Consider the following 13,422-nt stretch of genomic DNA (forward strand, 5'->3'; position numbering starts at 1 on the left):
GGGAAGGTTACCTGTGGCAAAGGACCGATCACAGCGCGACGAATACACGACACCCCTGCGCCGATTGCTGTTGGGGATCGTTGTGCTGTGTCTGCTGGCGATCTTTCTGGTCTGGCGCATCGACAGCCCACGGGTCGAGCGGTTCCGCGCGCAGGTGGTGGACAAGGTGGTGCCCTCGATGGAATGGGCGATGGTGCCGGTCACTGCCGGCGTCAATCTGGTGCGGGATTTCCAAAGCTATCAGCGCCTCAGCGAGCAGAATCAGGAGTTGCGCAGCGAACTGCGCCTGATGCGCGCCTGGAAAGAGGCCGCGCTGCAATTGGAACAGGAAAATGCCCGCCTGCTGGACCTCAACAATGTACGGCTTGATCCCCGGCTGACCTATGTGACGGGCGTGGTGATGGCCGATAGCGGCTCTCCGTTTCGGCAATCGGTGCTGCTGAATGTGGGTGAGCGTGACGGAATCGTCGATGGTTGGGCGACGATGGACGGGATCGGCGTGGTCGGTCGCATCTCGGGCGTCGGGCCGGATACGGCGCGGGTGATCCTGCTGACCGATGCCTCAAGCGCCATCCCGGCGACCATTCAACCCTCGGGTCAGACTGCACTGATTGCCGGGGATAACAGCCCCTCGCCTTTGGTCGAGTTTCTCGAAAACCGCGAACTTGTCCGCCCCGGTGATCGCGTCGTGACATCGGGAGATGGTGGCGTGTTCCCCGGCGGATTGCTGATCGGTCAGATTGCGGTCGATCCGGGCGGCAGGCTGCGGGTGCGCCTGTCGGCCGATTTCGAACGGCTCGAGTTTCTGCGGGTGCTGCGGTTCCAATCCGCCCAGCCGATACAGGATCCCGGCGGCATCGTTGGCCCGCGACAGCCCGCTGCCGCGCTGACACCGCAGGAGGCGACGGATGGATAGGCCTGCCTCACAACTCTGGGTGAAACGGGGCCTCTACATGGCGATTGCTATGTTGGTGATGTTTCTGCACCTGCTGCCGCTGGACAGCCAGCCCGATCGGTGGCCGTTTCCCGAATTGCTGATTGCGCTGACCTATGCCTGGGTGCTGCGCCGCCCCGAATACGTTCCGATACTGTCGATCGCGTTCGTGATGCTGATGGCGGATCTGCTGCTGCAACGCCCGCCGGGGCTGCTGGCCGCGTTGGTGGTTTTGGGTGCCGCCTATCTGCGTTCCGCAGCACCGGGGATGCGGGATGGCGGCTTTGTCAGCGAATGGACCACGGTGGGCGCGGTGATCACGGCAGTTTTTATGCTCAACCGGGTCATTCTTGGTATTCTGTCGGTGCAACAGGCCGCGCTGGGACCCGTGGTGATTCAAGTCATGCTGACAATTCTGGCATACCCCGTGATCGTTCTGCTCAGTCAGAGCGCGTTTGGCGTACGTCGCAAATCCGTCACTGACAGCACAACCACTGGCGGGGTGCGGACATGAAGCAGCGCAAGCCCAAGTCAAAAGGCCTTGCCTATAAGCGCCTGCCGCGCCGGGCGCTGGTTTTGGGCGGGTTGCAGGCTGTATTCATCGGTGGCCTGGCTGCCCGGATGCGGTTCATGCAGGTGGATCAGGCCGATGAATACCGTCTGCTGGCCGAAGAAAACCGCATCAACATCCGCCTGATCCCGCCGACGCGCGGTCGGATCTATGATCGTAACGGGCAGATCATCGGGCAGAACACGCCCTCATATCGCATCGTGATGGTGCGCGAGGATGCGGGCGATATTGACAAGGTCATTGCCAAGCTGTCCGACCTGATCCCCCTGACCGAGGATGAGATTGAGCGTGCGAAAACCGAAATGCGCCGCTCGGCCCCGTTCCTGCCGGTCACGCTGGCCGATCAGGTGACGTGGGAAGATATCTCGAAAGTTGCCGTCAACGCCCCCGCGCTGCCCGGTGTCACGCCCGAGGTGGGATCGACCCGGCAATATCCCCGGTATGAGGATTTTGCTCATGTGGTGGGATATGTCGGCCCGGTCAGCGATTATGACCTCAGCCAGATCGAAGACCCCGAGCCGGTGCTGCTGATCCCGCGTTTTCAGATCGGCAAGGTGGGCCTTGAGGCCAAGCAGGAAACCAGCCTGCGCGGCAAGGCTGGTGCCAAAAGGGTCGAGGTGAACGCCACGGGCCGCGTGATGCGCGAGCTTGACCGGCAGGAGGGCACAACCGGGGCCGACCTGCAATTGTCCGTAGACGCCGATCTGCAGCAATACGCGCAGGCCCGGCTGGCCGGGGAAAGCGCCGCCGCCGTCGTGATCGACTGCGAAACCGGCGATATCCGCGCCATCAGTTCGGCCCCGAGCTTTGATCCGAACCTCTTTGTGCGCGGCATCTCGGTGGCCGATTACGGCACGCTGACCAATGACAAATACCGCCCGCTGGCCAACAAGACGGTGCAGGGCACCTATCCGCCAGGTTCGACCTTCAAGATGATCACTGCCCTTGCGGCGCTTGAGGCTGGGGTAATCGGGCCGTCGAACACAGTTTATTGCCCCGGCTTCCTGAAAGTCGGAAGCCGCCGGTTCCATTGCTGGAAACGCGGCGGGCATGGCACGGTGGATCTGGAAATGTCGCTGAAGCGCAGTTGCGATGTCTACTACTATGACGTGGCGCTTCGCGTTGGCATCGACAAGATATCCGAGATGGCCCGCACCTTCGGACTGGGTGTCAAGCATGACATCCCGATGTCCGCCGTGGCGGCGGGTCTGGCCCCCAATCAGCAGTGGAAACAGCGGGTACACGGGCAGGACTGGCTGGTCGGTGACACCGCGAACGCGTCGATCGGTCAGGGGTTCATGCTGGCTTCGCCCCTGCAACTGGCGGTGATGACGGCACGGCTGGCAACCGGTCGGGAAATCAAGCCGCGCCTCGTCCGTTCGATCAACGGGGTCGAGCAGCCCTCGGGCGCAGGTGAGCCGCTGGCGATCAATCAGAACAATCTGGAACAGGTGCGCCGGGCCATGTTCACGGTCTCGAACGACCGGCGCGGCACGGCCTATCGCAGCCGCATCATCGCCGATGAATTCCGCATGGCGGGCAAGACCGGCACCAGTCAGGTGCGCAACATCACCAAGGCCGAACGCGCCGCAGGCGTAATCCGCAACGAGGACCTGCCATGGGAACGTCGCGACCACGCGCTGTTCGTCAGCTTCGCGCCGTATGACAACCCGAAATACGCCGTGGCAGTGGTGGTGGAACATGGCGGCGGCGGCTCGAAGGCGGCCGCACCGGTGGCGCGCGATATCATGTTGCAGGCGCTTTATAACGGCACGCCGCCACTCGAAGCGTATCCGGCCGGTGATCGCGAACGCATCAAGGAACAGCAAAAACGGCTTGAGGGCGACCGCCGCCCCAAAGCGCGTCCTGACGCAAAGGACCGCGCATGAGCTATCTTGAATACGCCGTCAAATCCACGCCCTCAGGATTCCGCAAGTTCCTTTACATGAACTGGCCGCTGACCCTGTTACTGATCAGTGTGGCAAGCGCAGGTTTCCTGATGCTTTTCTCGGTGGCGGGTGGATCGTGGACGCCATGGGCCGAACCACAGATGGAGCGGTTCGGACTGGGTTTGGCAGCGATGTTCATCATCGCGCTGGTGCCGATCTGGTTCTGGCGCAACATGTCAGTTGTGGCCTATCTCGGCTCGATCGGGCTGCTTGTGGTGGTCGAGCTGTTTGGCACCATCGGCATGGGCGCGCAGCGCTGGATCGATCTGGGGTTCATGCGTCTGCAGCCTTCCGAAGTGATGAAAGTGGCGCTGGTGATGGTGCTGGCCGCCTATTACGACTGGTTACCCGCCCATAAGACGTCGCGCCCGCTCTGGGTGATCATTCCGGTCCTTCTGATCCTGATACCGACTTTCATGGTGTTGCGGCAGCCCGACCTTGGCACCTCGATCCTGCTGCTGGCCGCTGGTGGGGGTCTGATGTTTCTGGCTGGTGTCCACTGGGCCTATTTCGCTGCCGTCATCGCGGCAGGCGTCGGCCTGATTGCCACCGTGTTCAACAGTCGCGGGACGGAATGGCAGTTACTCAAGGACTATCAGTTCCGCCGCATCGATACGTTTCTGGATCCTTCGACCGATCCGCTGGGGGCGGGCTATCACATCACACAGTCCAAGATCGCACTCGGTTCGGGCGGTTGGAACGGGCGCGGCTTCATGCAGGGCACGCAATCGCGGCTGAACTTCCTGCCGGAAAAGCACACCGACTTCATCTTTACCACGCTGGCCGAAGAGTTCGGATTTGTCGGCGGTATCACCTTGCTGATCCTTTATGCCATGATCCTGATCTTCTGCATGGTCACGGCGCTGTCGACCAAGGATCGGTTCTCGTCCCTGGTGACGCTGGGCATTGCGCTTAACTTCTTCCTGTTCTTTGCCGTCAACATGTCGATGGTCATGGGGCTCGCCCCGGTGGTCGGCGTGCCGCTGCCGATGGTCAGCTACGGCGGTTCGGCCATGCTGGTGCTGATGGCCGCCTTCGGTATCGTGCAAAGCGCCCATATCCACCGCCCCCGCTGAAAGGTTCTGCATGCCCGTAAACGTCCTGTTTTCCGCCCGCCCCGGGTTGTGGCCGGAATATGAACCGCTGCTGCGCAAGGGCCTGACCGAGGCAGGTCTGGATTTCCATCTGGCCACCGACATTCCTGCGGATCAGGTCGATTACGTGGTCTATGCCCCGAACGGAGGGCTGCGGGATTTCACCCCTTTCACCCGGCTCAAGGCGGTCCTCAGCCTCTGGGCCGGTGTTGAAACCATTTCGGACAATGAAACCCTGACAATGCCGCTGGCACGCATGGTGGATGGCGGTCTGACGCAGGGGATGACGGAATGGGTCGTGGGCCATGTGCTGCGCTATCACCTCGGGATGGACCGTCACATCACGCAGCAGGACGGGACATGGGAACCCGAGGCGCCGCCTCTGGCTGCGCAGCGCACGGTTTGCATTCTGGGTCTGGGGGCTTTGGGGCAGGCCGCCGCACAGGCGCTGGCCTTGCTGAACTTCCGCGTTATTGGCTGGAGCCGCACCGCCAAGGACCTGCCCGGCGTGACCTGCCTGCATGGGGCAGACGGGCTGCGCGACGCGCTGTCTCAGGCCGAGATCGTGGTGCTTCTGCTGCCGGATACGCCTGCGACCGAGAATACCCTCAACGCTGAGACACTGGCGCTGTTGCCGAACGGAGCCAAGATTATCAATCCGGGCCGGGGGCCTTTGATCGATGATGACGCCCTGCTGGCCGCGCTGAATTCAGGGCAGGTCGGACACGCCACGCTGGACGTATTCCGCACCGAACCACTGCCGCCGGATCATCCCTATTGGGCGCATCCGAACGTGACGGTTACGCCGCATATTGCCTCGGAAACCCGCCCTGTCACCGCAGCTCAGGTGATCTGCGAAAACATCCGCCGAGGTGAAGCGAGCGAGCCCTTTCTTCACCTCGTCGACCGCGAACTGGGGTATTAGGCCGCGATCAATCCGCGGCCTTTCAGCAGAGCTTCGACACCCGGCAGACGACCGCGGAAGGCCAGATACAGCTCCTCGGCCTCACGCGAGCCACCGGTTGAGAGGATGTTATCCTCCAGCGCCTTGGCGCGTTCTGGATCAAACGCGCCGCCAGCCTCTTCGAAGGCCGCGAAAGCATCCGCATCCATGACTTCGGACCACATATAGCTGTAATAGCCTGAACTATAGCCGTCGCCTGCGAACACATGGGCGAAATGCGGGGTGGCATGGCGCATTCCGATGGCGGGCGGCATACCCAGATCGGCCAGAACCTCGGCCTGTTTCGCCATCGGGTCAACGGGCGCGGCACCTTCGTGGAAGGCCAGATCGACCAGTGCCGAGGCGACATATTCCACCGTCTGGAACCCCTGATCGAAATTGGCGGCGTTCAGAACCTTTTCCAGCATCTCCTGCGGCATCGGTTCGCCTGTCTCGGCATGGGTTGCAAACTCGGCCAGAACCTCGGGCACTTCCAGCCAGTGTTCGTAAAGCTGGCTGGGCAGTTCGACAAAATCGCGCGCGACCGAGGTGCCCGAGATGCTCTCATAGGTCACATTGGACAGCATCTGATGCAGCGCATGGCCGAACTCGTGAAACAGCGTGCGCGCGTCGTCATAGGACAGCAACGCCGGATCGCCCTTGGCGAAGTTGCAGACATTGATCACGACCGGGGCCTGCGTCTTCGGAAACTTGGCTTGCCCGCGCATCGCGCTGCACCACGCGCCGGATCGTTTTGACCCGCGCGCAAAGTAATCCCCGATGAACACTGCAATGTGCTGCCCGTTCCGCGTAACCTCCCACGCCCGGCAATCCGGGTGGTAGAGCGGCACATCCAGCGGAGCAAACTCCAGCCCGAACAAACGATTGGCGCAGGCAAACGAGGCCTCGATCATCCGATCCAGCTGCAGGTAGGGCTTCAGCGCGGCCTCATCCAGATCGTGTTCGGCCTTACGGCGTTTCTCGGCGTAATAACGCCAGTCCCACGCTTCCAGCGGACCGTTGACGCCATCCTTTTGCATCATCGCCGTCAACACTTCGGCATCCGCATCCGCACGGGATTTGGCGGGTTCCCACACATCCATCAACAGCTCACGCACACGGTCGGGGGTGCGGGCCATCTCGGTTTCCAGCTTGTAATCGGCAAAGCTGGCATACCCCAACAGCGCGGCGCGCTCCTTGCGCAGACTCAGGATTTCCGCCGCGATTTCCCGGTTATCAGTATCACCCCCATTTGCCCCACGCGCGGTCCAGGCGCGATAAGCTTTTTCGCGCAGATCCCGGCGGGGTGAGAATTGCAGGAACGGCACAATGATCGACCGCGACAAAGTCACCACGGGACCATCAACGCCTTTTTCAGCACCCGCCGCCCGCGCCGCATTCACTGCGAACTCGGGCAATCCCTGCAAGTCATCTTCGCTCAGCTCCATGAACCAGTTGCGCTCATCCGCCAGCAGGTTCTGGGTGAAGGACGTCCCTAACGAGGCCAGCCGCGCCTTGATTTCTTGCATGCGCGTATCGGCGTCGCCTTCCAACGCAGCACCTGCGCGCACGAAACCGCGATGGGATAACATCAGAACGCGCGCCTGCTCATCGTTCAGGCCCAGTTCTGTGCGGCGCGCCCAAAGATCGGCCACGCGCCGAAACAGACGCTTGTTCGATGAAATCCCCGAGAAATGCGCCGCCAGTTTCGGTGAAAAGTCGCGCTGCAACTCTTCCCGCTTGGGATTGCTGTCCGCACCCGCAACCGTGAAGAACACAGACAGGACCTTGTCCAAGGGCACACCCGCCGCCTCCAACGCCTCAATGGTATTGGCGAAGGTCGGGGCATCCGGGTTGGACGCAATCGCCTCGATCTGCGCGTTATGGGCCTGCAGCGCGTCGTCCAACGCAGGGGCAAAATCATCATCCGATATCTTGGCAAAGGGCGCGAGTTCGAACGGAGTGGTCCAGTCGGACAGGATCGGGTTCGTCATTGAGGTCTCCTTTGCCGGTCAAGCTAGGTAGGCGGGCGGCAATGGTCCAGAGGCGGCGCGGCGGAAAGATCGAAATCTGTCGCAAACCCGCTTGCGCACGCGGTTCGGCCTGCGCAGTGTCCCCGTCAAAGGAGACAGGACATGACCAGATCGAACCGTTCCACCGGGATGATGACAACCGCGATCCATGCGGGCGATCCGCCCGACACCGCGACCAACGTATCGGCCCCCCCGATCCATATGAGTTCGACCTACCTTGTCGAGGATCTGGCCGGGTTTTCTGCGCATGATCTGACACCAGACAGCCCCTATGTTTATTCCCGCTGGGCAAACCCGACGGTCGCGGGGCTAGAAGCCAAGATTGCGGCCCTGCAGGGCACCGAAGCCTGTCTGGCGACGGCCTCAGGCATGGCTGCGGCGTCGGCCATCTTCTTTACCTTCCTGTCGGCGGGCGACCACCTGATCGTCTCGGATGTCTCTTACGCTGGCGTGGCTGAACTCGCGCGTGAGACCTTGCCTCGGATGGGTATCGAGATTTCGGCCGTCAACATGTCTGATCTGGAACAGGTCGCAGCCGCGATCCGGCCCAACACGCGGCTGATCCATACGGAAACGCCGGTGAACCCGATCAACCGGTTGACCGATCTGGCGGCCATCTCCAGGCTGACCCGTGAGGCTGGCGCCCTGCACAGTTGTGATGCAACCTTCGCATCGCCCCTTGGGATGGACACCGTTGCGCTGGGTGTCGATCTGACGATGCATTCGATTACAAAGTACATTGGCGGGCACGGCGATGCCATCGGCGGGGCGGTTGCGGGATCGGCTGAACTGATCTCAAAACTGCGGGCCGAGGCCAGCATTCATCACGGCGGTATCCTGTCTCCGTTCAATGCCTGGCTGATTGCCCGAGGCGCCTCGACCCTGCCTTTGCGTATGAAGGCCCATCAGGCCGGAGCCACGGAAGTCGCCAAGTGGCTGGAGGCGGACCCGCGGGTTTCGCAGGTGATCTATCCGGGCTTGCCGTCGCACCCACAAGCGGAACTGGCTGCGCGGCAGATGTCTAATTCAACAGGCATGATCTCGTTTCAGGTCGGAAGTGCCGCTGATGGAGAGCGCATTGCCCAGCAGATGATCGAGCGCCTGGAGGTCATCCACTACGCCGTGTCCCTGGGGCACCATCGCAGCCTGATTTTCTGGATGGAAACCGAAGGCCTGATGGAGACCTCTTTCAAGCTGCAGGGGGATCAACTGGAAGACTATCGCAGATATGCAGGCGACGGGATTTTCCGTCTGTCGGTTGGTCTGGAAGATGCCGAAGACCTAATCGCCGATCTGGATCGGGCTTTGGGTTAACGGAAGGCTCCCGCCCCCGCAGCGTGCATCAAAGATGCACCTTGGCGGGGTTGGGCCGGGCCGCGTGCCGCTGGCACGCGGCGGTTGCTTTAAGCATCTACACCTGCACAGATCGGACAATCGGCGGCCTTGGAAAGCGTGATTTTGCGGCTTTCACCGTAAAGCGCGTCATAGATCAGCATCTCGCCGCGCAGCGCCTGCCCTGCGCCGGTGATCACCTTGATCGCCTCAACCGCCATCATTGAACCAACAACGCCGGGTAGCGGGCCGATCACGCCCGCTTCAGCGCAGGAGGGGGCCAGACCGGGGGCCGGAGCCTCTGGGAAGATGCATTGATAGCAGGGGCCGGTTGTGGCGGGGTCGAAGACGCTCAGCTGCCCCTCCCATTGCGACAGCGCGCCCGAGATCAGTGGCTTGCCCAGCGCGACAGCGGTTCGATTGGCCAGATAGCGCGTGTGGAAATTGTCGGTGCCGTCGAGGATCAGATCGAAATCGGCAAACAAATCAGCCGCGATCTCATCGGTCAGCCGACGATGATAGGGCAGCACGGTCACATTCGGGTTCTGCGCCTGCATCGCAGCCTGGGCCGAAAACACCTTGGGCATCCCGATATCTGCATCGCGATGGATCACCTGCCGTTGCAGGTTGGCATTCTCAACCTCGTCATCGTCGATCACACCAATCGTACCGACCCCGGCGGCGGCGAGATATTGCAGCGCGGGCGCGCCTAAGCCACCTGCGCCGATCACCAGCACGCGCGCCTGTTTCATCCGCTTCTGCCCCGGCCCGCCCAGCTCACGCAGGACGATGTGGCGGGCATAGCGTTCCAGCTCGGTCTCGGTAAACTGATCTGACGGCATTCTGGGTTCCTTGGCCTCGGCGGCTTCCGCTCGGTTTCGCAGTGCTTTCACGCCTCGCCCATAAAGCAGAGCCAGCAGCGCAGTGCCAGCCAGGATCAGCCACATCGCGGCAGAGCCGCCGGTTGCCTGTCGCAACGGGTGCGTCGCGGGCAAAACCAGTTGCGCGATGATGACACCTGTCAGCAGCGTCCCGACGGACACCATCCGCGCCGTGCGAGACACACCCGCGACATAGCCGATGCCCCACAGCCCAGCGGCGAGGATCAGAACCAGCAGCATCAGCCGCGCCCGGTCGAGCCGAAGCCGCCCGCACCCCGGTCGGTTTCGGACAGGGTGTCGGTCGCCTCGAATGTCGCCTGCACCACCGGGGCGACGACAAGCTGGGCGATGCGCTCGCCATGTGTGATTTCAAACGGGTCCTGACCTGCATTCATCACGATCACACCAAGCGGGCCGCGATAATCGCTGTCGATGGTGCCGGGGGTGTTTGGCAGAGTGATGCCATGTTTCAACGCAAGACCCGAGCGGGGGCGGACCTGCACCTCATATCCCAGCGGAATTTCGATCCGCAGGCCCGTGGGCACCAAAGCGCGCTCACCGGGCCCAAGCGTGATCGACGCCTTGCCGGGCAGGTTGGCCCTCACGTCTGCGCCTGCGGCCCCTGTCGTTTCATACGAGGGCAGCGGGATTGAGGGATCAGCCCCGTCCTCGCGGATCACACGAATTGCAACCATCCCGACACCTCTCTAGTTTTCGCGGTCGTTATTCTGCCAGAGCCGCCGCAATCCTCTGCGCCAATTGCTCGGCGACAGCACCTTTGCCCATACGCGGCCATTCCTCGGCGCCTGCGTCCGAGATCAGGATCACCGCATTCTCGGACCCGCCCATGATCCCCGTCGCCGGGCTTACATCATTTGCAACGATCCAGTCGCATCCCTTGCGCGCGCGTTTTGCAGTCGCGTGTTCGATCACGTTGTCTGTCTCGGCGGCAAAGCCCACCACCAGCGCGGGGCGTCCTGCCTCCATCCGTGCGATGCGCTTCAGGATGTCTGGGTTCTCGGTAAATTCCAACGCAGGCAGCCCGTCTCGGCTTTTCTTCAGTTTCTTGTCCGAAGCCGATGCAACACGCCAATCCGCCACCGCCGCCGCAAAGACACCGGCGTCAACGGGCAGCGCGGCTTCGACCGCGTCTGACATCTGTTGCGCTGTCTCGACCGACACAACATGCACCCCTTCGGGCGGTGCGACCTCGGCAGGTCCGGTGACAAAGACCACCTCGGCCCCAAGCGCCGCCAGCGCCCGCGCCACTGCCGTGCCTTGCGCGCCCGACGACCGGTTGGCGATATAGCGGACAGGATCGATGGGTTCATGCGTCGGTCCCGAAGTGACCAGCACGCGTTTGCCCTTGAGCGGTCCGTCGCCAAGCTGTGCTTCAATCGCAGCCACGATCTCCAACGGTTCCGACATGCGGCCCGGGCCGTATTCGCCACAGGCCATGTCGCCTTCATTCGGGCCAACGAAACGAACACCATCTGCTTGCAACTGCGCCAGATTGCGTTGCGTCGCCGGATGGTCCCACATCCGTACATTCATGGCAGGCGCACACAGAACCGGTGTGTCGGTCGCCATCAGCAGCGTCGAGGCCAGATCGTTGGCCAGCCCGCCCGCCATCTTGCCCATCAGATCGGCCGTTGCGGGTGCCACAACGATCAGATCAGCCGAGCGTGACAATTGGATATGGCCCATCTCGGCCTCGTCGGTCAGATCGAACATGTCGCGATAGACCTTCTCACCCGCCAGCGCCGACACCGACAGGGGCGTCACGAATTCCTCGGCGGCACGGGTCAGCACAGGCGTTACATCCGCACCACGTTCGCGCAGCCGCCGGATCAGATCCAGCGACTTATAGGCCGCGATCCCGCCACCAATGATCAGCAGAATGCGTTTGGTTGCCAGCATGTCTTGCCCTTCCCGTCCCGGTCGGCCCTGACATTAGGCAAGGCTGCCGGGCAGTTCCAGCAGTTAATTCTGTGTCTCAAAGGCCTTGCAGGGATCTTCCCGCTCGACAGTCGGGCTGTCGATCACCGCATCGAACTCGCCAGAGATGAGGCCATCTTCGGACTGGCCCAAAACAAAGACCTTCAAGCCCGGGTTCATTCGCGACAGGAAGGTGGGAATTCCACGATCCTTGCGCGCATGGCCATTGCCGGTGATCACCGCAATCGGCCCACCGGTGTCCTCGGAGGCCTGCAGGATGGCGCGGGTCAGCACTGCATCGCGCAAACGCTGGATCGCCACCATCTGGGGCAAAAGCTCGGCCGGCAATGCGTCGCAATGGGCCGCCAGTTGATCCGCCTCGCGCGCGGCCTGATCTTCGGGTGCCAGAGGAACGGTCAGCCCATAGCGCGCCGCATCCGCACCCAGCGCTGTGGCCGCGCCCCGCTCCATCGCGGCGCGCGCGGCGGTGCGCGGGACCATCGCACCATAGACCGGTGCGTTCGATGCCTCAAAAACCGGATAGTACATGCTGAGCGGCGGCCAGCCGGATTCTGCCCAGCGCAGGATCCGCGACAACTCTTCCGGGTTGGTGGCCGCCTTCTGCGCCAAGCGCTGCGCGCCTTCCTCGGTCACCATTTCCCAAACAACCCCCGAGGGCGCGATGGCCTCGATCGCTTCGGTCTGGACAAGATGATGACGCGGGTTGTCGTGAATTTCGCCAAGGATCACCACATCGGCCGCCTGCATTTGGGCCAACACATCGTCAGGTATCAGATCAGCCGCGCGACCCGCCTGGGGGGCGCCGGAGAACAGCACAAAAGCTGCAAGAATCGCATAGGGTTTCATGCGAAGAAGTGTTGCACCTCGCGCGATTGGGCTTCAAGGTTCTTGCGCATTTTGACGAAAGCTGCGGCCTCAAGCTGGCGCACGCGTTCTTTCGACAATCCAAGCTCTTGCCCCAGGCTTTCCAGCGTCCGAGCCGGTTCCCGCAGCTTGCGTTCGCGCACGATGAACCGTTCGCGTTCATTAAGCGCCTGCATCGCGGTGACCAGCCATTCGCGCAGCCGTTGCGTGTCATGACTGTTTTCAACAGTTTCAGCCGCCTGCTCCCGCTCATCTTCCAGCGCGTCGATCCATTCGCGCCCGTCCTCGTCAGCCGATTGCACCGCGTTCAACGAGAAATCAGAACCGGCCAGACGGCCCTCCATCATCTCGACATCCCGTAATGGCACGCCGATTTCAGACGCGATCATCTGGTGCAGCTGATGACGATCCAGATCCAGCCCCTCGGTCGCGGCCTCGCGCTCTAACCGCGCCTGAACCCGGCGCATGTTGAAGAACAGCGATTTCTGCGACGAGGTTGACCCGGTGCGCACCATCGACCAGTTGCGCATCACATAATCCTGAATGCTGGCCTTGATCCACCACACCGCATAAGTCGAAAAACGCACCCCCCGGTCGGGGTCGAACTTGTCGGCGGCCTTCATCAGGCCCAACCCGGCCTCCTGAATCAGATCATTCATCGGCGCGCCATAGCGCTTGAACTTGGCGGCCATCGATATCGCCAGCCGCATATAAGCGGTGATCAAACGATGTAGCGCCTTTTCATCCCGGTCGTCACGCCAGGCATAAGCCAGCTTCAACTCGGTCTCGGCATCCAGCAGCTCGGCCTTCATCGCCTGCCGCGACATCGAGAAATCGTTTGCGTTGTCCAGTGCCATGCGAC

Annotated in this window: 12 protein-coding genes; 6 read left to right on the plus strand and 6 right to left on the minus strand. The window is 62.1% G+C overall.

Annotated features, from left to right (window positions below):
• Positions 1–13: 13 nt before the first annotated feature.
• From mreC to ACR3E4_RS05945, 5 genes are read left to right on the plus strand one after another with little or no spacing between them, the layout of a single operon-like run.
• Positions 14–916 (plus strand): rod shape-determining protein MreC, encoded by a 903-nt coding sequence (gene mreC / locus ACR3E4_RS05925; protein ID WP_480533150.1) that lies wholly within the window; start codon positions 14–16, stop codon positions 914–916.
• On the plus strand, positions 909–1,448 hold the full coding sequence (locus tag ACR3E4_RS05930) for a rod shape-determining protein MreD (protein ID WP_480533152.1): 540 nt from the start codon (positions 909–911) through the stop codon (positions 1,446–1,448). Before mreC ends, ACR3E4_RS05930 begins: the two co-directional genes overlap by 8 nt.
• Positions 1,445–3,394, plus strand: coding sequence for a penicillin-binding protein 2 (gene mrdA / locus ACR3E4_RS05935; protein WP_480533154.1), 1,950 nt, complete (start codon positions 1,445–1,447; stop codon positions 3,392–3,394). The genes ACR3E4_RS05930 and mrdA overlap by 4 nt, the downstream gene beginning before the upstream one ends.
• The gene (gene rodA / locus ACR3E4_RS05940; protein ID WP_480533156.1) at positions 3,391–4,530 is read left to right on the plus strand and encodes a rod shape-determining protein RodA; all 1,140 of its coding nucleotides are present in this window, start codon (positions 3,391–3,393) and stop codon (positions 4,528–4,530) included. The genes mrdA and rodA overlap by 4 nt, the downstream gene beginning before the upstream one ends.
• Positions 4,531–4,540: 10 nt before the next feature.
• Positions 4,541–5,473 (plus strand): 2-hydroxyacid dehydrogenase, encoded by a 933-nt coding sequence (locus ACR3E4_RS05945; RefSeq protein WP_480533158.1) that lies wholly within the window; start codon positions 4,541–4,543, stop codon positions 5,471–5,473.
• Here ACR3E4_RS05945 and ACR3E4_RS05950 read toward each other — a convergent pair.
• Positions 5,470–7,485 carry a M3 family metallopeptidase gene (locus tag ACR3E4_RS05950; protein ID WP_480533160.1) on the minus strand — a complete coding sequence of 672 codons (2,016 nt, stop codon included), beginning with the start codon at positions 7,483–7,485 and terminating at the stop codon, positions 5,470–5,472. The two genes, ACR3E4_RS05945 and ACR3E4_RS05950, sit on opposite strands and share 4 nt — an antisense overlap.
• 141 nt (positions 7,486–7,626) lie before the next feature.
• On the opposite strand from ACR3E4_RS05950, the gene ACR3E4_RS05955 reads away from it, so the two are divergent.
• Positions 7,627–8,838 carry a trans-sulfuration enzyme family protein gene (locus ACR3E4_RS05955; RefSeq protein WP_480533162.1) on the plus strand — a complete coding sequence of 404 codons (1,212 nt, stop codon included), beginning with the start codon at positions 7,627–7,629 and terminating at the stop codon, positions 8,836–8,838.
• Positions 8,839–8,927: 89 nt separating this feature from the next.
• On the opposite strand, the gene ACR3E4_RS05960 is transcribed toward ACR3E4_RS05955, so the two are convergent.
• From ACR3E4_RS05960 to ACR3E4_RS05980, 5 genes are all read right to left on the minus strand, one after another.
• Entirely contained in the window at positions 8,928–9,977 is a 1,050-nt protein-coding gene (locus ACR3E4_RS05960) for a HesA/MoeB/ThiF family protein (protein ID WP_480533164.1), read from the minus strand.
• Entirely contained in the window at positions 9,977–10,432 is a 456-nt protein-coding gene (gene dut / locus ACR3E4_RS05965) for a dUTP diphosphatase (protein ID WP_480533166.1), read from the minus strand. The genes ACR3E4_RS05960 and dut overlap by 1 nt, the downstream gene beginning before the upstream one ends.
• A gap of 28 nt (positions 10,433–10,460) precedes the next feature.
• Entirely contained in the window at positions 10,461–11,657 is a 1,197-nt protein-coding gene (gene coaBC / locus ACR3E4_RS05970; RefSeq protein ID WP_480533168.1) for a bifunctional phosphopantothenoylcysteine decarboxylase/phosphopantothenate--cysteine ligase CoaBC, read from the minus strand.
• A 63-nt stretch (positions 11,658–11,720) separates the two neighbouring features.
• The gene (locus ACR3E4_RS05975) at positions 11,721–12,542 is read right to left on the minus strand and encodes a ChaN family lipoprotein (protein WP_480533170.1); all 822 of its coding nucleotides are present in this window, start codon (positions 12,540–12,542) and stop codon (positions 11,721–11,723) included.
• Entirely contained in the window at positions 12,539–13,417 is an 879-nt protein-coding gene (locus ACR3E4_RS05980) for an RNA polymerase factor sigma-32 (protein WP_480533172.1), read from the minus strand. The genes ACR3E4_RS05975 and ACR3E4_RS05980 overlap by 4 nt, the downstream gene beginning before the upstream one ends.
• Positions 13,418–13,422 lie beyond the last annotated feature (5 nt).

The organism is Ruegeria sp. AP11 (assembly GCF_056535865.1).

What these genes read in the sequence shown, in the direction of transcription:
- ACR3E4_RS05930 (WP_480533152.1), top strand. Translation starts at nt 909, where the DNA reads ATGGATAGGCCTGCCTCACAACTCTGGGTGAAACGGGGCCTCTACATG.
- mrdA (WP_480533154.1), top strand. Translation starts at nt 1,445, where the DNA reads ATGAAGCAGCGCAAGCCCAAGTCAAAAGGCCTTGCCTATAAGCGCCTG.
- rodA (WP_480533156.1), top strand. Translation starts at nt 3,391, where the DNA reads ATGAGCTATCTTGAATACGCCGTCAAATCCACGCCCTCAGGATTCCGC.
- ACR3E4_RS05945 (WP_480533158.1), top strand. Translation starts at nt 4,541, where the DNA reads ATGCCCGTAAACGTCCTGTTTTCCGCCCGCCCCGGGTTGTGGCCGGAA.
- ACR3E4_RS05950 (WP_480533160.1), bottom strand. Translation starts at nt 7,485, where the DNA reads ATGACGAACCCGATCCTGTCCGACTGGACCACTCCGTTCGAACTCGCG.
- ACR3E4_RS05955 (WP_480533162.1), top strand. Translation starts at nt 7,627, where the DNA reads ATGACCAGATCGAACCGTTCCACCGGGATGATGACAACCGCGATCCAT.
- ACR3E4_RS05960 (WP_480533164.1), bottom strand. Translation starts at nt 9,977, where the DNA reads ATGCTGCTGGTTCTGATCCTCGCCGCTGGGCTGTGGGGCATCGGCTAT.
- dut (WP_480533166.1), bottom strand. Translation starts at nt 10,432, where the DNA reads ATGGTTGCAATTCGTGTGATCCGCGAGGACGGGGCTGATCCCTCAATC.
- coaBC (WP_480533168.1), bottom strand. Translation starts at nt 11,657, where the DNA reads ATGCTGGCAACCAAACGCATTCTGCTGATCATTGGTGGCGGGATCGCG.
- ACR3E4_RS05975 (WP_480533170.1), bottom strand. Translation starts at nt 12,542, where the DNA reads ATGAAACCCTATGCGATTCTTGCAGCTTTTGTGCTGTTCTCCGGCGCC.
- ACR3E4_RS05980 (WP_480533172.1), bottom strand. Translation starts at nt 13,417, where the DNA reads ATGGCACTGGACAACGCAAACGATTTCTCGATGTCGCGGCAGGCGATG.